General features: G+C 55.2%; 19 protein-coding genes. 12 read left to right on the top strand and 7 right to left on the bottom strand.

Annotation, left to right across the window (positions count from 1 at the left end):
- Positions 1-263: 263 nt before the first annotated feature.
- The 7 genes from OGX93_RS13010 to OGX93_RS12980 all read left to right on the top strand — a co-directional run bounded on the left by OGX93_RS13010 (position 264) and on the right by OGX93_RS12980 (position 6,591).
- A complete protein-coding gene (locus OGX93_RS13010) occupies positions 264-1,040 on the top strand; it encodes a threonine/serine exporter family protein (protein ID WP_024130740.1) in 777 nt (258 codons plus the stop codon).
- Positions 1,031-1,504, top strand: coding sequence for a threonine/serine exporter (locus tag OGX93_RS13005; RefSeq protein WP_012134217.1), 474 nt, complete (start codon positions 1,031-1,033; stop codon positions 1,502-1,504). Before OGX93_RS13010 ends, OGX93_RS13005 begins: the two co-directional genes overlap by 10 nt.
- A 124-nt stretch (positions 1,505-1,628) precedes the next feature.
- Complete coding sequence (gene dnaT, locus OGX93_RS13000; RefSeq protein WP_286449885.1) at positions 1,629-2,168, top strand: primosomal protein DnaT; 540 nt, start codon at positions 1,629-1,631, stop codon at positions 2,166-2,168.
- 2 nt (positions 2,169-2,170) lie between these two features.
- Positions 2,171-2,908, top strand: coding sequence for a replicative helicase loader DnaC (gene dnaC, locus OGX93_RS12995; protein ID WP_049008305.1), 738 nt, complete (start codon positions 2,171-2,173; stop codon positions 2,906-2,908).
- A 63-nt stretch (positions 2,909-2,971) separates the two neighbouring features.
- Positions 2,972-3,463 carry a YjjA family protein gene (locus OGX93_RS12990; protein WP_058668533.1) on the top strand — a complete coding sequence of 164 codons (492 nt, stop codon included), beginning with the start codon at positions 2,972-2,974 and terminating at the stop codon, positions 3,461-3,463.
- Positions 3,464-3,717: 254 nt separating this feature from the next.
- Positions 3,718-6,009 (top strand): phosphatidylglycerol--membrane-oligosaccharide glycerophosphotransferase, encoded by a 2,292-nt coding sequence (gene opgB / locus OGX93_RS12985; protein ID WP_058668532.1) that lies wholly within the window; start codon positions 3,718-3,720, stop codon positions 6,007-6,009.
- Positions 6,010-6,075: 66 nt separating this feature from the next.
- Positions 6,076-6,591 carry a GNAT family N-acetyltransferase gene (locus tag OGX93_RS12980; protein WP_101744255.1) on the top strand — a complete coding sequence of 172 codons (516 nt, stop codon included), beginning with the start codon at positions 6,076-6,078 and terminating at the stop codon, positions 6,589-6,591.
- A gap of 236 nt (positions 6,592-6,827) precedes the next feature.
- Here the strand turns inward: OGX93_RS12980 and tsr are convergent, their stop codons facing one another.
- The gene (tsr, locus tag OGX93_RS12975; protein ID WP_012134223.1) at positions 6,828-8,492 is read right to left on the bottom strand and encodes a methyl-accepting chemotaxis protein; all 1,665 of its coding nucleotides are present in this window, start codon (positions 8,490-8,492) and stop codon (positions 6,828-6,830) included.
- Positions 8,493-8,858: 366 nt separating this feature from the next.
- Here tsr and btsT point away from each other — a divergent pair, with 366 nt between their 5' ends.
- The 3 genes from btsT to yjiA all read left to right on the top strand — a co-directional run bounded on the left by btsT (position 8,859) and on the right by yjiA (position 12,312).
- Positions 8,859-11,009: a pyruvate/proton symporter BtsT gene (gene btsT / locus OGX93_RS12970; RefSeq protein WP_047459136.1), complete on the top strand. Its 2,151-nt coding sequence runs from the start codon at positions 8,859-8,861 to the stop codon at positions 11,007-11,009.
- Positions 11,010-11,140: 131 nt separating this feature from the next.
- The gene (locus OGX93_RS12965; RefSeq protein ID WP_024130742.1) at positions 11,141-11,344 is read left to right on the top strand and encodes a YbdD/YjiX family protein; all 204 of its coding nucleotides are present in this window, start codon (positions 11,141-11,143) and stop codon (positions 11,342-11,344) included.
- Between the two features lie 11 nt (positions 11,345-11,355).
- On the top strand, positions 11,356-12,312 hold the full coding sequence (gene yjiA, locus OGX93_RS12960) for a GTPase (RefSeq protein WP_047463784.1): 957 nt from the start codon (positions 11,356-11,358) through the stop codon (positions 12,310-12,312).
- 109 nt (positions 12,313-12,421) lie between these two features.
- Here the strand turns inward: yjiA and OGX93_RS12955 are convergent, their stop codons facing one another.
- From OGX93_RS12955 to OGX93_RS12940, 4 genes are all read right to left on the bottom strand, one after another.
- Positions 12,422-13,486 (bottom strand): DUF2955 domain-containing protein, encoded by a 1,065-nt coding sequence (locus tag OGX93_RS12955; protein ID WP_012134227.1) that lies wholly within the window; start codon positions 13,484-13,486, stop codon positions 12,422-12,424.
- Entirely contained in the window at positions 13,476-14,543 is a 1,068-nt protein-coding gene (locus tag OGX93_RS12950) for an HlyD family secretion protein (RefSeq protein WP_047459142.1), read from the bottom strand. The genes OGX93_RS12955 and OGX93_RS12950 overlap by 11 nt, the downstream gene beginning before the upstream one ends.
- A gap of 12 nt (positions 14,544-14,555) precedes the next feature.
- Positions 14,556-15,014: a MarR family winged helix-turn-helix transcriptional regulator gene (locus OGX93_RS12945; RefSeq protein WP_012134229.1), complete on the bottom strand. Its 459-nt coding sequence runs from the start codon at positions 15,012-15,014 to the stop codon at positions 14,556-14,558.
- Positions 15,015-15,163: 149 nt separating this feature from the next.
- Positions 15,164-15,328 carry a DUF1127 domain-containing protein gene (locus OGX93_RS12940; protein ID WP_071818873.1) on the bottom strand — a complete coding sequence of 55 codons (165 nt, stop codon included), beginning with the start codon at positions 15,326-15,328 and terminating at the stop codon, positions 15,164-15,166.
- 177 nt (positions 15,329-15,505) lie between these two features.
- Between OGX93_RS12940 and OGX93_RS12935 the strand changes: the two genes are divergently transcribed.
- Entirely contained in the window at positions 15,506-16,918 is a 1,413-nt protein-coding gene (locus OGX93_RS12935; RefSeq protein ID WP_047459146.1) for an aminotransferase-like domain-containing protein, read from the top strand.
- A 55-nt stretch (positions 16,919-16,973) separates the two neighbouring features.
- On the opposite strand, the gene OGX93_RS12930 is transcribed toward OGX93_RS12935, so the two are convergent.
- Positions 16,974-17,876, bottom strand: coding sequence for an Rpn family recombination-promoting nuclease/putative transposase (locus tag OGX93_RS12930; RefSeq protein WP_199976455.1), 903 nt, complete (start codon positions 17,874-17,876; stop codon positions 16,974-16,976).
- A gap of 201 nt (positions 17,877-18,077) precedes the next feature.
- On the opposite strand from OGX93_RS12930, the gene mdtM reads away from it, so the two are divergent.
- Positions 18,078-19,319 carry a multidrug efflux MFS transporter MdtM gene (gene mdtM, locus OGX93_RS12925; RefSeq protein ID WP_286449886.1) on the top strand — a complete coding sequence of 414 codons (1,242 nt, stop codon included), beginning with the start codon at positions 18,078-18,080 and terminating at the stop codon, positions 19,317-19,319.
- A gap of 67 nt (positions 19,320-19,386) precedes the next feature.
- Here mdtM and metC read toward each other — a convergent pair whose 3' ends face one another.
- Positions 19,387-20,577, bottom strand: a complete 1,191-nt coding sequence (gene metC, locus OGX93_RS12920) for a cystathionine beta-lyase (RefSeq protein ID WP_012134235.1) — start codon at positions 20,575-20,577, stop codon at positions 19,387-19,389.
- Between the last annotated feature and the right edge of the window lie 12 nt (positions 20,578-20,589).

The raw sequence follows: 20,589 nt of genomic DNA, 5'->3' as shown, positions 1-20,589 counted from the left end.
CTTTCAGGAAGCACAAAAAAAGAATATCGTCTCATTAATTTCAGAGGTTACAGACGATACTTCATTCCCTGTCATTCACGTCCGACGTAAGGCATTCAATATACTGCAATTATGACATTCAGCGACTGATTGTCTGGCATCCTGCCTCTTTTTTCATCACAAAATTGATCTTAGCCAGAGCCAAAAGGGTCGGGCTTCATGATACAAAGAAGACTTTCGTCATTCAGATGGTACGCAACGCGTCTTTTCAGTCAGGGCGAGTCATGCAAACAGAGCAGTCGTTACAGCGAACGGTTACACGGTTATGTATTCAATGCGGGCTTTTTTTACTGCAACACGGCGCGGAGAGCGCGCTGGTTGATGAACTCTCCACCCGCCTGGGGCTGGCGTTAGGGATGGACAGCGTGGAAAGCGCCATCTCCTCCAACGCTATCGTTCTCACCACCATTAAAGATGGGCAGTGTCTGACATCGACACGTAAGAACCAGGATCGCGGCATTAATATGCACGTTGTCACGGAGGTGCAGCATATTGTCATCCTGGCCGAACATAATTTGCTGGATATAAAAGGCGTAGAGAAGCGCTTTAGCCAGCTCAGACCGTTGCGCTACCCGCGGTGGCTGGTGTCGCTGATGGTCGGGCTTTCCTGCGCCTGCTTCTGCAAACTGAATAACGGCGGATGGGATGGCGCGGTGATTACCTTTTTCGCCAGCATGGTGGCGATGTATATTCGCCAGATGCTGGCGCACCGGCATTTACACCCACAAATCAACTTTTGCATCACCGCTTTTGTCGCCACCACCATTTCCGGCCTTTTGCTTCGCTTGCCCACTTTCAGCCATACCCCGACCATCGCCATGGCCGCCAGCGTCTTACTGCTGGTGCCGGGGTTTCCGCTGATTAATTCCGTCGCGGATATGTTTAAGGGCCACATTAATACCGGTCTGGCGCGCTGGGCGATTGCCAGTCTGTTAACGCTGGCGACGTGCGTCGGCGTGGTGATGTCGATGACGCTGTGGGGGCTACGCGGATGGGTGTAATCGATTTTCTTCTGGCGCTGATGCAGGACATGATTCTCTCCGCAATCCCGGCAGTGGGCTTTGCGATGGTGTTCAACGTGCCGCACCGGGCGCTCCCCTGGTGTGCGTTGCTCGGCGCGCTGGGCCACGGCTCACGCATGGTGATGATGACCGCCGGGTTTAATATCGAATGGTCGACCTTTATGGCCTCGCTGCTGGTAGGGAGCATCGGCATTCAGTGGTCACGCTGGTATCTGGCGCACCCCAAAGTCTTTACCGTCGCGGCAGTCATCCCGATGTTTCCGGGGATATCCGCCTATACGGCAATGATATCCGCCGTCAAAATCAGCCACTTTGGCTACAGCGAACCGTTGATGATCACATTGCTGACCAATTTCCTGAAAGCCTCCTCTATTGTCGGCGCGCTTTCCATTGGGCTTTCCGTTCCCGGTCTGTGGCTGTATCGCAAACGCCCACGGGTGTGATGCTTTTCTCCCTGCTCTCAGGCAGGGTGAGGCTGCTTTCCCTCACCCTGCCGATATCTCCCGTCTGTGTGTTACTATAAAAACAGTATTCCTTCTCGGTTGTGGTTCCCTGTTGAGAAACATTATGTCTTCCAGAATTTTGACCCCGGACGTCATCGGTATTGACGCCTTATTACACGATCACAACGCGGTGCTGGCAAAATCGGCAAGCGGCGCGGTGGCGGTCTTCGCCAATAACGCGCCCGCATTTTATGCCGTGACGCCGGCACGTCTGGCGGAACTGCTGGCACTGGAGGAAAAGTTATCGCGCCCGGGAAGCGATGTCACACTGGATGCTCAACTCTACGGAGACTCCCAGGCCGCGCCTGTGGCCGTTCCGCTGGGGAAATTCGCCATGTACGCAGACTGGCAGCCGGATGCTGACTTCCAGCGGCAGGCTGCGCTGTGGGGCGTCGCGCTAAGGGAACCCGTCACCGCCGAAGAGCTGGCCTCGTTTGTGGCTTACTGGCAAGCGGAAGGTAAGATTTTTCACCACATCCAGTGGCAGCAAAAGCTGGCGCGCAGCGTGCAAATCAGCCGGGCCAGTAACGGCGGTATGCCGAAACGTGATGTGAACAACGTCAGCGAACCTGACGACCATATTCCACCTGGTTTTCGAGGGTAACGATGAAAAACGTTGGCGACCTGATGAAACGTCTGCAAAAAATGATGCCAGCAAATGTTGAGCCTGCATTCAAAACGGGCGAAGAACTGCTGGCATGGCAGAAAGAGCAAGGCGAAATGCGTGCGGCAGCGCTGGCGCGTGAAAACCGGGCGATGAAAATGCAGCGCACGTTCAACCGTTCCGGCATCCGTCCGCTGCATCAAAACTGCTCGTTTGATAACTATCGTGTTGAGAACGACGGGCAGATGAACGCGCTGAGCAAAGCGCGGCAGTACGTCGAAGAGTTCGACGGCAACATCGCCAGCTTTATCTTTTCGGGCAAACCCGGCACCGGGAAAAACCATCTCGCGGCGGCAATCTGCAATGAACTGCTGCTGCGCGGAAAATCGGTTTTGATCATTACCGTCGCCGATATTATGTCCGCGATGAAAGGCACCTTTAGCAATCGCGAAACCAGCGAAGAGCAGTTGCTCAACGATCTCAGCAATGTGGATCTGCTGGTGATCGACGAGATCGGCATGCAGACCGAATCCCGCTATGAAAAAGTGATCATCAACCAGATCGTCGATCGCCGCTCATCATCCAAACGCCCTACCGGGATGTTAACCAACAGCAATATGGATGAGATGACCAAACTCCTTGGCGAACGCGTAATGGATCGTATGCGTCTGGGAAACAGTCTGTGGGTGATCTTCAACTGGGAAAGCTACCGTAGCCGCGTCACCGGCAAAGAGTATTAAGACCATTCCGACCCAGGCAAGCGCTATACTGCGACGAAAGGTACACACACACGAGTCATAACGATGAAAACCACAAAACGTCTTCTGTGCTGCGCGGTTGCCGCCAGCGCGTTTATCGCCACCAGCGCTTTCGCCGCGTCCTGGCAGGATTCTCTCTCCAGCGCCGCCAGCGAACTGAGCAAACAAAGCAGTTCTTCACAGCAGGGCGGCATGTCGCTGTCTTCTCTGACCAGCCTGCTGAATGGCGGCAATCAGGCATTAAGCGCTGATAACATGAACAACGCGGCGGGTATTTTGCAGTATTGCGCGAAACAGAAACTGACTTCCGTTACCGATGCGGAAAACGTTAAAAACCAGGTGCTGGATAAACTGGGACTTGGCGCCGCCGAACAGAAGCAGGACACCAATTATCTGGATGGCATTCAGGGTCTGCTGAATACCCAAAACGGCGAACAGCTTAGCCTGGATAACATTGGCAGCACGCCGCTGGCGGAAAAAGTGAAAACCAAAGCCTGCGACCTGGTGTTAAAACAGGGGATGAACTTCATTTCCTGATACGCCAACATGCCGCGTTTCAACCGTTTAGCGTTGAGCGCGGCCTGACCTCTCTCTTTCTACTTCTCTCTGTCTCGCCTTCCCCGCATCACGGGAAGTGACGACGATCAAAAAAGCCAGGTTCTAAACCAATTCTTAATCACTGCACATTTTAATGTCACCATAATTGCAGCAATATGACATCGCCATTACATTGTATGTCCTGAAAAGAGATTACGCCGCCTGCCGAATGCAGATTTATTGAGGATCATCAGTTGTCTGAGTTACTTTCCATCGCCCTGTTTCTCGCGTCCGTGCTGATTTATGCGTGGAAAGCGGGTCGCAACACCTGGTGGTTTGCCGCCATTTTAGCGGTACTTGGGCTTTTTGTTGTCTTAAATATTACGCTCTATGCCAGTGATTACTTTACCGGTGACGGCATTAACGATGCGGTTCTCTACACGCTGACCAACAGCCTGACGGGTGCCGGCGTCAGCAAATATATTCTGCCCGGCGCCGGTATCGTACTTGCGCTGGCCGCCGTATTTGGCGCGTTAGGCTGGGTTCTGCGCAGGCGTCGCCACCATCCTCACCATTTTGGCTACAGCCTGCTGGCGCTCTTACTGGCGCTGGGATCGGTGGATGCCAGCCCGGCATTCCGCCAGATCTCCGAACTGGTCAAATCCCAGTCGCGCGATGGCGACCCGGACTTCCCGGCTTATTACAAAGAACCGTCGAAAACGATCCCGAATCCGCAGCTCAACCTGGTCTATATCTACGGTGAAAGCCTGGAGCGCACCTATTTTGATAACGATGCCTTCCCGGATCTCACGCCGGAACTCGGAGCGCTGAAAAACGAAGGGCTGGATTTCAGCCACACCATGCAATTGCCGGGCACAGATTACACCATCGCCGGAATGGTCGCCTCGCAGTGCGGCATCCCGCTGTTTGCGCCGTTTGAAGGCAACGCGTCGGCTTCCGTATCCAGCTTCTTCCCGCAGAATATCTGCCTGGGCGATATCCTGAAAAACTCCGGCTATCAGAACTATTTTGTGCAGGGCGCAAATCTGCGTTTCGCCGGAAAAGACGTGTTCCTCAAATCCCACGGTTTCGATCACCTGTATGGTGCGGAAGAGTTAAAAACCGTGGTGGCAGACCCGAGCTATCGTAACGACTGGGGCTTTTACGACGATACGGTGCTCGACGAGGCATGGAAAAAGTTTGAAGAACTCTCTCGCTCCGGCCAGCGTTTCTCGCTGTTTACGCTGACGGTGGATACTCACCACCCGGACGGGTTTATCTCACGCACCTGTAACCGCAAGCGTTACGACTTCGACGGTAAGCCGAACCAGTCCTTTAGCGCCGTCAGTTGCAGCCAGGAGAACATTGCCGAATTTATCAATAAAATCAAAGCGTCGCCGTGGTTTAAAAATACCGTCATCGTGGTTTCCTCCGACCATCTGGCGATGAACAACACCGCGTGGAAGTACCTGAACAAACAGGATCGCAACAACCTGTTTTTCGTGCTGCGCGGCGACCAGCCTCAGCAGGATACGCTGGCGGTGAAACGCAACACGATGGATAACGGCGCGACCGTGCTGGATATTCTGGGCGGGGATAACTTTATCGGCCTGGGACGCAGCAGCCTCTCCGGCCAGTCGCTGTCGGAAGTCTTCCTGAACAGCAAAGAGAAGATCCTGGCGATGAAGCCGGACATTATTCGCCTGTGGAACTTCCCGAAAGAGATGAAGGATTTTACCGTCGATCGGGATAAAGACATGATCGCTTTCTCAGGGAGCCACTTCCGCCTGCCGCTGCTGTTGCGAGTGTCGGATAAGCGCGTCGAACCGCTGCCGGAAAGTGAATACTCCGCCCCGCTGCGTTTCCAGCTGGCTAATTTTGCCCCACGCGATAACTTCGTCTGGGTCGATCGCTGCTACAAAATGGCGCAACTGTGGGCGCCGGAGCTGGCGCTCTCCACCGACTGGTGCGTTTCACAAGGGCAACTGGGCGGGCAACAAAGCGTCCAGCACGTCGATAAAGCACAGTGGAAAGGCAAAACGGCGTTTAAAGATACGGTTATCGATATGGAGCGTTACAAAGGCAACGTTGATACGTTGAAGATCGTCGATAACGACATTCGTTATAAAGCCGACAGTTTTATCTTTAACGTGGCTGGCGCGCCGGAAGAGGTGAAGCAGTTCAGCGGGATTTCACGACCGGAATCGTGGGGGCGCTGGTCTAATGCGCAACTGGGTGATGAAGTGAAGATTGAATACAACACGCCGTTACCGAAGAAATTCGATCTGGTGATCACCGCCAAAGCCTTTGGCGCGAATGCTAATCGCCCTATTCCTGTTCGCGTAGGCAAGGAAGAACAGACGCTGGTGTTAGAGAACGAAGTCACCACAACAACGCTGCATTTTGATAACCCGTCAAATGCCAGTACGCTGGTGATTGTGCCGCCCGACCCGGTATCGACCAATGAAGGCAATATTCTCGGCCACTCCCCGCGTAAGCTCGGTATCGGGATGGTTGAGATTAAAGTGGTGAATGCCGAAGGCTAATCCTTAGTACAGGCCCGATAACACAACGTTTATCGGGTCTGAGCAATCCACGCTATACTCCCGCGCATGAAGATGACTTTTCGCCCTACCACGCTGGCTGATATCACCGTCATGCCCGCCATTGAACGCTCTGCGGGTCAACGCTTTCGGGACGTGCCTGCGCTGGCATGGATAGCCGACGGCCCTGTTATTTCAGTTGAACAACACCGGGAACACACCGCAAAAGGATTGAGCTGGCTGGCGCTGGCCGATGAGCGTCCTGTCGGTTTTTTACTGGCCGAAGCGCTGGATTCATCGCTGTTTATCGCCGAGGTGTCTCTGCTGTGTGAATGGCAGGGAAAAGGCATTGGCCGTCAACTGATTGCGTACGTCGCGGAGCAGGCGCGCAGCAGCGGTTTTGATGCGCTGACGCTTACCACCTTTCGGGACGTGGCGTGGAATGCGCCGCTCTATGCGCGAATGGGATTTGTGGTGCTGGATGATGAGAACCTGTCGCCAGGGTTACGTCAAAAGCGAGAGGAAGAAGCGGCGCACGGTCTGGCGTATGAATCACGCTGCGCCATGCGCCTGAGGCTGGTCTGAAGCGCCCGATGGCGGCTGTCGCCTTATCGGGCCTACATAGCACCGCATCCATACCGTAGGCCGGATTCATCCGGCATCACAGCAGCTCCCTATCCGTAGGCCGGATAAGCGTTAGCGCCATCCGGCAACACAGCAGCTCCCTGCCCGTAGGCCGGATAAGCGTTAGCGCCATCCGGCAACACAGCAGCTCCCTACCCGTAGGCCGGATAAGCGCCAGCGCCATCCGGCATGACGGCTTAGAAGGTTTCCCAGTTATCGCCGCTATCCGCGACGGCTGCTTTACGCGGCAGTACAGACGCAGAAGCCGGTTTCACCGCTGCGGCATCACGCGCACGCTGCTGTTCCTGCTGAATGCGGAATACGGCAACGGCCTGCGTCAAGCGGCTGGCCTGCTCTTCCAGCGCGGCAGCGGCGGCGGCAGACTCTTCCACCAGCGAGGCGTTCTGCTGGGTAACGCGATCCATCTCCGCTACCGCCAGGCCAACCTGGTCGATACCACGGCTTTGCTCATCAGATGCCGAGGCGATTTCCCCCATGATATCGGTCACACGCGTCACCGCGTTCACGATTTCATCCATCGTTTCACCGGCGCTTTCGACCAGCGTTGAGCCCACATCCACACGGCTGACGGAGTCTTCTATCAGGCTCTTGATCTCACGCGCCGCCTGCGCACTGCGTTGCGCCAGGTTGCGAACTTCACCCGCTACCACGGCAAAACCACGACCCTGTTCACCCGCACGCGCCGCTTCTACCGCCGCGTTCAGCGCCAGGATGTTGGTCTGGAAAGCAATACCGTCGATCACACTGATGATGTCGGCAATTTTCTGCGAACTGGAAGCAATATCACGCATCGTTTGCACGACGTTATCCACCACTTTACCGCCTTTCTGCGCGGTTTCAGACGCGCTCAATGCCAGATGGCTGGCCTGACGCGCGTTCTCGGCGTTCTGTTTCACCGTGGCGGTCAGCTCTTCCATGCTGGCGGCGGTCTCTTCCAGAGAGGCGGCCTGCTGTTCAGTACGGGAAGAGAGATCGTTGTTGCCCATAGCGATTTCGCTGGCGCCGCTGTAAATCGCATTCGCGCCGTTACGCACATCACCGACGGTACGAACCAGCTCGCCCTGCATATGACGCAGGCTCTGCGCCAGTTGTCCCATTTCGTTAGAGCCTTCCACATCAATGCGTTTCACCAGATCGCCGTTCGCAATATGACGAATACTTTCGATCAGACGGTTCATCGGCGCGATCAGAGAGAGCTTAATACCGAACCAAACGGCGACGATCACCAGCAGTACAACAATTAACACGCTCGCCAGTACCCACATTGCCTGGCTGTATGAACGGTTATTATCTTCTACCGCAATGTCATACAGACGATCGTTCTGCTGCATGTAGTTAACATACTGCTTCTCAAAACCGTCCTGATAACCCTGAGTGGGCTGATCGAAGAAGTCGTTGATCTTACCTGCGCCCAACAGCTGGATCAGCTCCGCCAGCGCATTGTGGTAGATATCGTAGTTACGCTTGATCTCCACTGCCGCCGTTTCACTCTGGCGCGGATCGCGAGGCAACGCCTCGTACTCAGCCCAGTGTTTTTCCGCCAGTTTCAGAGAGGTCGTCGCAATTTGCATCAGATCGGTAACGGTCGCACCGCTGCCAATATTGTTCTGATCCATCATGTAACGGATACCCGCCCGGTTCAGGGTGTTTCGCGTTTGCAGCAGCGCAACCCAGCTGGCGTTCAGCGTGGACTGTTGCTGACGAATGGTTTGCAGAACGGTGAAGTTCTCTTTGTCATTCTTCAATGAGTTAAAGAACAAACCGCCTGAGGTGAGTTGTAAAAGGCCAAATATTGCCAGGACCAGCAGCAAGCTGGTCACAATCTTGATTCGTTTTAACATGTTTTCTCTTTCCGCTAGACAGATACCAGAATTTTCGGCCTGGAAAGGGAAAACTTTACCGAATTCGTACTGGTTGGGACGATATCAGCACGAATGATTCGCCGTTCACGATCGACGAAAAAGAAATGCTGGATTTTAATTAGCGATCTCAATCACATAAATGACCGTATCCCTCCGTCGGAAAAACCACTCACTGACACTCCTGACCGCTTAAGCCCACATATAACCACTCACTTATTTACCTTACTTTACGCGCGCGTATCTCTGGCAGGATCACCTCAGCATAGCAGTCAATTTACCTCCTCAAACACAGACTCAAACCCAACGGCTTCGGCCAATTATTAATCTTAAAAACCAGGTTTTACTATGGATACGAAAAAGATATTCAAGCACATACCCTGGGTGATTCTTGGAATCATCGGTGCATTCTGCCTCTCGGTAGTCGCCTTACGCAGAGGTGAGCACGTCAGCGCCCTGTGGATCGTGGTCGCTTCCGTCTCTGTTTATCTGGTGGCTTATCGCTACTACAGCCTGTACATCGCCCAGAAGGTGATGAAACTCGACCCAACGCGTGCTACGCCTGCGGTCATTAATAACGACGGCCTGAACTACGTCCCGACAAACCGTTACGTACTGTTTGGTCACCACTTTGCCGCTATCGCTGGCGCCGGCCCGCTGGTCGGCCCGGTTCTGGCCGCGCAAATGGGCTACCTGCCGGGTACGCTGTGGCTGCTGGCGGGCGTAGTGCTGGCCGGTGCGGTACAGGACTTCATGGTGCTGTTTATCTCTTCCCGCCGTAACGGCGCGTCTCTCGGTGAGATGATCAAAGAAGAGATGGGCCCGGTGCCGGGCACCATCGCCCTGTTTGGCTGCTTCTTAATCATGATCATCATCCTCGCGGTACTGGCGCTGATCGTGGTAAAAGCGCTGGCCGAAAGCCCGTGGGGCGTCTTCACCGTTTGCTCAACCGTACCTATCGCGCTGTTTATGGGGATCTACATGCGCTTCCTGCGTCCGGGACGTGTGGGTGAAGTCTCCGTTATTGGCATCGTGCTGCTGGTTGCTTCTATTTACTTCGGCGGCGTGATTGCGCACGACCCGTACTGGGGCCCGGCGCTGACCTTTAAAGACACCACCATTACCTTCGCGCTGATCGGTTACGCGTTTATTTCCGCACTGCTGCCGGTATGGCTGATCCTCGCCCCGCGCGACTATCTGGCAACCTTCCTGAAAATCGGCGTTATCGTCGGTCTGGCGCTGGGGATTCTGATCCTCAACCCTGAGCTGAAAATGCCAGCGATGACCCAGTACATCGACGGTACAGGCCCGCTGTGGAAAGGCGCGCTGTTCCCGTTCCTGTTCATCACCATCGCCTGTGGCGCGGTATCTGGCTTCCACGCGCTGATCTCTTCCGGTACGACGCCGAAACTGCTGGCTTGTGAAACCGACGCGCGTTTCATCGGCTATGGCGCAATGCTGATGGAGTCCTTCGTGGCGATCATGGCGCTGGTTGCGGCGTCTATCATCGAACCGGGTCTCTACTTCGCGATGAACACCCCGCCAGCGGGCCTCGGTATCACCATGCCGAACCTGCACGAAATGGGTGGCGAGAACGCGCCGCTGATTATGGCGCAGCTGAAAGACGTCACCGCACACGCGGCGGCAACCGTCAGCTCCTGGGGCTTTGTAATTTCGCCTGAGCAGATCCTGCAAACCGCGAAAGACATCGGCGAACCGTCGGTACTGAACCGCGCAGGTGGCGCACCGACGCTGGCGGTCGGTATCGCTCACGTATTCCACAAAGTGTTGCCGATGGCTGACATGGGCTTCTGGTATCACTTCGGTATTCTGTTCGAAGCGCTGTTCATCCTGACCGCGCTGGATGCAGGCACCCGCTCCGGCCGCTTTATGTTGCAGGATCTGCTGGGTAACTTCGTCCCGTTCCTGAAGAAAACCGACTCTCTGGTTGCTGGCGTCATCGGTACTGCGGGTTGCGTCGGTCTGTGGGGCTACCTGCTGTATCAGGGCGTGGTTGATCCGCTGGGCGGCGTTAAGAGCCTGTGGCCGCTGTTCGGTATCTCCAACCAGATGCTGGCCGCCGTGGCGCTGGTTCTGGGTACCGTGGTACTGGTTAAAATGCAGCGCACCAAATACATCTGGGTTACCGTTATCCCGGCAGTATGGCTGCTGATCTGCACCACCTGGGCGCTGGGTCTGAAACTGTTCAGCACCAACCCGCAGATGGAAGGCTTCTTCTACATGGCTAACCAGTACAAAGAGAAGATTGCCAACGGCAGCGAACTGACCGCACAGCAAATTGCCAATATGAACCACATCGTCGTGAACAACTACACCAACGCAGGCCTGAGTATTCTGTTCCTGGTAGTGGTGTACAGCATCATCTTCTATGGGTTCCGTACCTGGCAGAAAGCCCGCACCATCAACGGTCGTACCGATAAAGAGACGCCGTATGTACCGGTGCCGGAAGGCGGCGTGAAGACCTCTTCACACCATTAATCGGATGCCGGGTGGCGCTACGCTTACCCGGCCTACAAAATGCAGTTAACGTAGGCCGGATAAGGCGCAAGCCGCCATCCGGCAAAACCAACGCCCGGTTCGCTGGGCTTTATTCATATCTGGATGAGAAAATGTTTGGTAACTTAGGTCAGGCAAAAAAATATCTCGGCCAGGCGGCGAAGATGTTGATTGGCATTCCAGACTACGACAACTATGTCGAGCATATGCAAACCAACCATCCAGACAAGCCGTACATGAGCTATGAAGAATTCTTCCGCGAGCGCCAGCAGGCACGTTACGGCGGCGACGGAAAAGGCGGCATGCGCTGCTGTTAATGGAGGCACTGATGACCCCGATTGCAGTTACCCTACTCACCGGTTTTCTCGGCGCGGGTAAAACCACCCTGCTGCGCCATATTCTTAACGAAAAGCACGGCTACAAGATTGCCGTTATCGAAAACGAATTCGGCGAAGTTTCCGTTGACGATCAGCTGATTGGCGATCGCGCCACCCAGATCAAAACCCTGACTAACGGCTGCATTTGCTGCACCCGCTCCAGTGAACTGGAAGACGCGCTGTTAGACCTGCTCGACAATCTCGACCAGGGCAACATCCATTTCGACCGTCTGGTGATTGAGTGTACCGGCATGGCCGACCCCGGCCCGATTATTCAGACCTTTTTCTCCCATGACGTGATTTGCCAGCGCTACCTGCTGGACGGCGTGATTTCGCTGGTCGATGCGGTACACGCCAACGAGCAGATGAACCAGTTCACCATCGCCCAGTCGCAGGTCGGTTATGCCGACCGCATCCTGTTGACCAAAACCGACGTGGCGGGAGTTAGCGAAAAACTGCGTGAACGCTTAGCGCGCATCAACGCCCGCGCCCCGGTTTACACCGTCACGCACGGCGATATCGACCTCTCCCTGTTGTTCGACACCAACGGCTTTATGCTGGAGGAGAACGTGGTCAGCGCCACACCGCGCTTCCACTTTATCGCCGACAAACAAAACGATATCTCATCAATTGTGGTGGAGCTGGATTATCCGGTAGACATCAGCGACGTTTCCCGCGTCATGGAAAACCTGCTGCTGGAGTCCGCCGAGAAACTGTTGCGCTACAAAGGAATGCTATGGATTGAAGGCGAACCGAACCGCCTGCTGTTCCAGGGCGTCCAGCGTCTATACAGCGCCGACTGGGACCGCCCGTGGGGCGACGAACAGCCGCACAGCACGCTGGTGTTTATCGGCATTCAACTGCCGGAAGATGAGATCAGAGCCGCGTTTGCGGGGCTGAAGAAGTAACCCTCATTCTGGATTGCCCGGTGGCGCTGCGCTTACCGGGCCTACAAATCAACTACGTAGGCCGGATAAGGCGCAGCCGCCATCCGGCACTCACTCCCCCTCCCCCCACTCACTCAGTAATCACAAACCGTGTCGCTGCAAAGCAGTTGAGGATGCGGTGGACCAGAAACACCATCGTCAGCGTCGCTACCAGCGCGACGGTGACTGAGGTGATGCGGTACAGATCGCTGAACACCAGATCGCTGTCCGGGTGCAGGTTCTGGCCGAACATAATGCCGATGGTGGTGATACTGGCAAAACCGACGCCCGCGCCAACCTTTTCCATCACATGCAGACGAGCGCTGAAGCCTAGCCCGAGGCCGATCAGCGGCATCATCAGTAGCATATGGTTGCTGAAGTCATAAATGAGCAGTTGCACCAGCAGAATATACAGGCAGGCCAGCACCACGCCGACGACACGCCAGATAGAGCTGATCACCGCACCACGATAATGCATCGGAAACAAAATCAAAATTCCCGCCATCAGCGCCGACAGCGAATCGCTCAAATCGCAGATCTGGAAAATCACAAAGATCATCGTCGCCACGGTGCCGGAAAGCAGCGACTCATGGCGAATACGGGCATCATCTTTCTCAATACGCGGCGGCGGCTGACGCGGTTCGACATCCGGGATCAGATAGTGCAGCAGCGCGCTCAGGGCTACCGCCATCACGCAGGCCTCCATATTGGAGAACATCAGCGTGTGCCAGTTGGTGCCAGGGTAACTCATAAAGTTGAGCATCGTGCTCTGGCACACCACGCCCATCGACCCCAGCAAAAACAGCGGCCCCTTGCTCATAAAACGAAAGCGCATCACGTACAGGCCAAACACCACCAGCGTCATAATTACCGGCCACTGTGAGAGATAGCCGACAATCAACACCATTTCAACGCAGTTCACCGCTGCGCTGAATACAAACTGACGAGCCACATGGCGGTTAAACACCGGCACCAGCGACAACAGCATCAGCGGATAAACCACAAAAAACACGCCGTACTGCACGTTGTAAAAGGTCGAGATACTCAACGCTATCGTCCCGGCAACGGAAATACGCACAGTCTGGCGAAAATCATTGGCGGTGTAGACAATATTCCCGTGCGGCGTAAAGACGTGGGCCAGGGTGTTAATAGACATAGTGAAGCCAGCTTACCAGGTGGATCTGCGCCCCTGCAAAGGTGCGGGCAAACATCCCCTCGCTGTTATACAACTGCACCGTAGCGCGAGCGCCGGTCGGCAGGGGGTTCTCCAGCGGGGTATCCAACGCAACGTGAATGCGCATACGCTGGGCATCGCGCACCCAGCGCGTCGACTGTTCCGGCTGCGACAGCTGTCCGTTAACCGCTTCCTGCCCGGCCAGAATCCCGGCATCGCTGCTGGTCACATGCGCAGGAAACACTTTGCCCGGCATGGCGTCAAACACCACTGCGGCATCGGTATTTACGCGGGTGTGACGCAGACTTTTCTCACGAAAATCGGCCACAATATCGGTCTGGTTACTGACCAGTGCCATCAAAGGCGTGGCAGCGGTGGCGTAAAGCCCAGGGTTGAGCTGGAGATTGCTCACCGTCCCGTCGGTTTCCGCCCGCACCTTCGTCCAGCCCAGGTTCAGTTGCGCCTCCTCCAGCGCATTGCGGTATTTTTGCAGCGTCACATTGCGACTGTCGTCACGTTCACCACGCTGGATCAGCAGGTTCTGGATACTGGCATTCAGCGCCGCCACCGACTGCTCGCTGGTCTGCCAGGTGGTGCGCACTTTATCCAGATCCGACTGCGAAACATTCTGCATCGCACTCAGCCGCTGATAGCGGTCAAGCGTGAGCTTATCGTTGCGGGCGGTGTATTGCGCGGTGCGCAGGTTGGCGCGCGCAGAGGCGATCTGCGCATCCAACTGTTGGTTGCTCAGCTTCGCCTGCTCAAAGGCAATCTGTGCGGCTTCAACTTTATTGATAAACGGCGTTGGGTCCAGTTCATACAACAGGTCGCCCTTTTTCACCTGGCTATTGTTGCGTACGTAGACGTGTGAGACATAGCCGGAGACGCGCGAGGAGACCGGCGTCACCACACGCATCACGGTGGAATCCGGCGTCAGCGGGATCCAGATATCGGCAACAATAAACCAGGCGAATATTGCAAGGAAAGCGGCAATACTCACCCTTACCCAACGGGCAAATTTTTGTTCTGGGGTCATCATAGTTTTTTAGAGTTAATTATCTTCTTCGCGGATTAACCGCAGATTGCAGGCGATTTGATTTAATGTGGCGCTGAAGGCGGCAAGTTCCGCTTCCGGGATAGTGCGGGTGACGCGTTGCTGATAGGTCTCAATCACCCGGTTCAGTTCTTCCAGCCTTGAACGGCCTTGCGCTGTCAGCGTCAGCAGGCGGATGCGTTTGTCATATGGCGATGTTGAACGCACCAGATAGCCCTGTTTTTCCAGTTGCGTGAGGGTACGCATCAGCGGTGGCAGCTCAATGCCCTGCACCTCCGCCAGTTCGCTGACCGAGACGTTATCACCCAACTGATGCAGTTGCATCAGCACCGTCCAGCTTGACTGCGTCAGGCCGGTATCGGTGATGGCAGCATCAATAATTGCACGCCACTGGCGTACCACCATTGCCATGCGCATCCCCATCGGACGGCGGGCAAACAGCTCATCTTCAGTCATCTCTCTTTCCCCTCTTAGCAGATGGGAAAATAATACTTATCAGGATAAGTATCAAGAAACAGCTGATAAGGAAGCATCAATTGATAAATTACGTGAATGTAAAAAAGGCCGGACTGAATACAGCCCAGCCTCTGTGATGTTACGGTGGATCACTCAATCTGATCCCGTCGCAGCCCCACATCCTTTAACTGTTCATCGTTCATGCGTTGCAATACGCGCTGCGTCTGCGCCCGCAGTCGCCATCTTTTTATTGCCCGCCAGACCTGAACAAAACCAATAAACGGCTGTTTTGCGCGATTCTCGTGAAATTCCATACTCCACCTCCCCACCTGGTCAGAGGCTTTATCTTCCCGGATCTTCACCACCACAATACAGATTCAAAAAATACTTTTCTTTGCCATACAGATTGGCTAAAACGGTATCTGAACGCGATTTCGACCACCGTTCTGTACTGGTTTTTCCATCTGTATGGCAAGAGTGAGGGATACAGCATGACGCGTTACCAACATCTGGCTAATCTGCTGGCCGAGCGTATTGAGCAAGGGCTGTATCGCCACGGGGAAAAATTGCCCTCGGTGCGTAGCCTGAGTCAGGAGCATGGGGTGAGCATCAGTACCGTACAGCAGGCATATCAGACGCTGGAGACGTTGCAGCTTATCACTCCACAGCCGCGTTCCGGCTACTTTGTCGCCCCGCGCAAGGCGCAACCGCCGGTGCCGCTGATGTCACGCCCGGTACAGCGACCGGTAGAGATCACCCAGTGGGATCAGGTGCTGGACATGCTGGAAGGGCACAACGACAAATCAATTATTCCTTTCAGCAGCGGCGTCCCCGATATCCACCAACCCAGCCTGAAACCGCTCTGGCGCGAGCTAAGCCGCGTGGCGCAACATAACCTGGGGGCGGTGCTGGGCTACGATGAACTGGCCGGATACCGCGAACTGCGGGAACAGATCGCCCGCCTGATGCTTGACAGCGGTTCGGTCGTCAGCGCTGATGATATCGTTATCACCAACGGTAGCCAGAGCGGTTTGTCGCTGGCGCTGCTGACCGTCTGCCAGGCGGGTGATATTGTCGCCGTCGAATCCCCCGCCTATTACGGCACCATGCAGCTCCTGCGCGGCTTAGGAATAAAAGTCATTGAAATCCCGACCGACCCGGATACCGGTATCAGTATTGAAGCACTGGAACTGGCGCTGGATCAGTGGCCGATTAAAGGGGTTATCCTCGTACCAAACTGCAATAATCCCCTCGGGTTTATTATGCCGGACGCACGCAAACGGGCAGTGCTCAGCCTCGCGCAGCGCCACGATATTGTGATTTTTGAAGATGACGTGTATGGCGAGCTGGCGACGGATTACCCGCGCCCCCGCACCATCCACTCCTGGGATATCGATGGTCGGGTGCTATTGTGCAGTTCGTTTACCAAATCCGTCGCGCCGGGCCTGCGCGTAGGCTGGGTCGCTCCGGGTCGTTACCACGATCGCCTGCTGCATATGAAATACGCCGTCATCGGCACCAACGTTCCCGCCACGCAGCTGGCGGCGGCCACCTTCGTCCGCGAGGGCCACTATCACCGTCATGTCCGGCGAATGCGCCAAATCTACCAGCGCAACATGGAGATCTATACCTGCTGGGTACGCGAATATTTTCCCTGCGGGATCTGCGTCACCCGACCAAAAGGCGGCTTTATGCTATGGGTCGAGCTGCCGGAGCATATCGATATGGTCTGCGTCGCCAGACAGCTATGCCGCCTGAAAATCCAGGTCGCGCCGGGGTCACTGTTTTCCGCCTCCGGGAAGTATCGCAACTGCGTGCGCATCAACTGTGCGTTACCGCCGAACGAGAAACATCGTGAAGTGATGCAAAAACTTGGAGAGGCGGTGAAAGTGGCGATGGAATAAGCCCGCCCGGCAGAACGGCGTTTACCGGGCCAGTGATGCGCTGGTGGATATGTGTTTAGTGGTTCAGCGCGATAACCTCTTCAACAGCAAGTCCGGTGATACGTAAAACCGTATCGCGATCGATGCCGTCTTCCAGCATTGTACGCGCGATACGCTGCGCCTCAGCCCGTTGGCCTTGCTGCATACCCTCCTGGCGACCCGCTTCATGTAATCGTTCAGCTATCGTCATCAGACTCTCCTTGTGTTGGGGGGAACGTTCGGCCACCTCGTGAATAAACTGGCTAAAACGAGATGCATCGCCGCACTGCATCATATAATTAAACAGCACTTTAAGCTGGCTGTCGGTAGTGTATCCCATCACCAAAAGTGAGGCCAGTTGCTCCACCAGCCCCATCAGGTCACGCTGGCGGATATGTTTTTGTATCAACTCCAGCAAGGCAATACGCCGATGTTGCATGATCTCACTATCCGGCGTCACGGTGATATCCACCAGCGGAAAGGCCGCAGCATAAAGCCGCCTCGCCAGTTCCGGGTCGGCAAACTCATCCAGCCAGCATAAGGAATAGGGATAGGGGCTGTCGATACCGTGATAAAACAACATCGGCACCACCAGGGGGAGTCGTTTATGCCCGGCATCCAGGTGATGTTGCATCGCGGCAATCGCATAACGCATCAAACGAAACGCCATATGCGCATCCGGTGAACTCTGATGCTCAATCACAACATAAATATAGCCATCTCCCTCTGTCGTTTTCAGCGACCAGAGCACATCAGAATAATAAGCGCGCAAATCCTCCTCGATAAAGCTCCCGGACTCCAGCTTCAGCGTGCTCAAGTCACAAAGCTCAAGCAGCGCAAGAGGAAGATGGATTTCAAGAAAATCACGTGCGGTATTGGGGTGACATAAAAACGTTTTGAAAACCGCATCATGCGGGGTGGATGTCGTTCCTTTTTTCATGGCAATCCATCGCGTGTTAAACAACCCGGCGTCACCTTACCTTGTCAGGATGCCAACGACATTCGGTATTATGCGTTGCTGCGAGGCGCTATCAACGATAAATTCACCTTTCTGCAAGGCGTACATTTTTTCTGAATACGCCACGCAGAAATGTTTCACTGTACCCGTTCAGGGTTTTCTCCGACATGGAGTGCGATTTATATGCAACGGATACGTCAATTCTTCTCCCGGCGCGCGACAACGCTATTTTTCCCGATGGCGCTGATTCTGTACGACTTTGCCGCCTACCTGTCGACGGATTTGATTCAGCCGGGCATCATCCATGTCGTGCATGATTTCAATGCCGATGTCAGTCTGGCTCCGGCATCCGTCAGTCTCTATCTGGCCGGAGGGATGGCATTGCAGTGGTTGCTCGGCCCGCTTTCCGACCGGATTGGCCGCCGACCGGTGCTGATTACGGGCGCGCTTATTTTCACCGTTGCCTGCGCCGCCACGCTCCTTACAACGTCAATGACGCAGTTTCTGGTCGCGCGTTTCATTCAGGGCACCAGCATCTGTTTTATCGCCACGGTCGGTTACGTCACCGTGCAGGAAGCCTTCGGCCAGACCAAAGCCATAAAACTGATGGCGATCATCACCTCAATAGTTCTGGTTGCGCCGGTTATCGGCCCGCTCTCAGGCGCTGCGCTAATGCACTTTGTTCACTGGAAAGCCCTGTTCGGCATTATTGCGCTGATGGGGCTGATCGCCCTGTGCGGCCTGGCGCTGGCGATGCCAGAGACGGTACAACGCGGCGCGGCGCCGTTTAGCATTCCCGCTGTCCTCCGTGATTTTCGCCACGTCTTTCACAACCGGATTTTCCTCTTCGGCGCCGCAACGCTTTCGCTGAGCTACATCCCGCTAATGAGTTGGGTGGCGGTCTCGCCAGTAATCTTAATCGACGCGGGCGGCATGACCACCGCGCAGTTCGCCTGGGCGCAGGTGCCGGTGTTTGGCGCGGTAATCATCGCCAATATGATGGTCGCTCGGGTGGTGAAAGATCCTGGCGATCCGCGTTTTATCTGGCGCGCGCCGCCGATACAGCTTGTCGGTCTGGCCATCCTGATCGCAGGAAATCTGTTGTGGCCTCATGTCTGGCTGTGGTCAGTGCTGGGCACCAGTCTGTACGCTTTCGGGATCGGGATGATTTTCTCGACGTTGTTCCGCTTTACGCTGTTTTCCAACACTCTGCCTAAAGGCACCGTCTCAGCGTCGCTGAATATCGTCATCCTGACAGTCATGGCCGTCGCTATCGAAGTCGGACGCGGGCTGTGGTTTAACGGCGGCAAGATTCCGTTTCATCTGTTGGCGGTGGTGGCAGGAATTGCGGCGGTGTTCACATTGAGAGGGCTATTACAGCGCGTGCGTCAGTATGAGGTGACTGAACTGGCAACTGAGAAATAAACTCATGCCTGATGGCGCTACGCTTATCTGCGCCGACAGCAGGCCCCGCTATACGGGGCCTGCTTTTTTAAGCGATACGCGCAAACCCGGCGTCCAGGTCTGCGATAAGATCGCCCACATCTTCCAGCCCGATATGCACCCTGACCAGCGTGCCGCTGAAATCAACATCGCCAGCAGGACGGATACTGTTCAGTTCTTCCGGTTGGTTCGCCAGAATCAACGACTCAAATCCGCCCCATGAGTAGGCCATATGGAACAGCGAGAAGTTATCGAGGAAATTTGCCATCTGCTCATCGGTCAGCCGCTTTTTCAGCACGAATGAAAACAGGCCAGAGCTACCGGAAAAGTCACGCCGGAAGTACTCATGTCCAGGGCACTCCGGCAGCGCCGGGTGGTTCACTCGCGCCACTTCCGGGCGAGCCGACAGCCAGCGGGCAATCTGAATACTGCTCTCCTGGTGCTGCTTCAGGCGAACTGACAGCGTGCGTAAACCGCGGCTGCCGTTATAAGCAGTATCAGCATCCAGCGTCTGCCCCATCAGATAAGAGTTCTCCCGCAGACGATCCCAGCAGCGGGCGTTAGACACCGCTGTTCCCAGCATACCGTCGGAATGGCCGATGGTGTATTTAGTACCCGCCTGAATTGAAATGTCCACGCCGTAGTCGAGCGCCTTAAACAGTACGCCGGCCGCCCAGGTATTGTCGATCATAATGACAATCTCCGGGTTCACCGCACGGATCGCCTTCACCATGCCCGGTACATCCTGAACTTCCATAGTGATGGAACTGGGTGATTCGAGGAACACCACTTTGGTCTCCGGGCGGATCAAATCGACAATGCCCGCGCCAATCAGCGGATCGTAATACGTCGTTGATACATCAAACTTGCTCAGAATCTTATTGCAAAAGTCCTGCGTGGGTTCATAGGCCGCACCGGTCATCAGGAGATGATCGCCGCCCTGCACAAAGGCGAGAATCGCATTCGTCACCGCCGCTGCGCCGCAAGGATAGAGCGCACAGCCAACGCCGCCTTCCAGCTCACTCATCGCCTTCTGAAATGCGAAGTGGGTATAAGTACCACGGCGACCATAGAACAGCTCGCCGTTCGCACGATTGGCCGTCGCAAATTTTTTGTCCTTCACGGTATCAAACACCAGTGAAGAAGCGCGCTGGATCACCGGGTTCACCGCTCCCTGGGTATAACGTTTGTCGCGTCCGGCGATAATTAACTGCGTGTCGAGCTTAACTGAATCTTTCATAACGTCTCCTGT

The organism is Citrobacter sp. CK195 (genome assembly GCF_030333365.1).
GTDB lineage: Bacteria > Pseudomonadota > Gammaproteobacteria > Enterobacterales > Enterobacteriaceae > Citrobacter_B > Citrobacter_B koseri.
The sequence above is the reverse complement of the archived record's forward strand: the minus strand, read 5'-3'. Positions and strand labels throughout refer to the sequence as shown.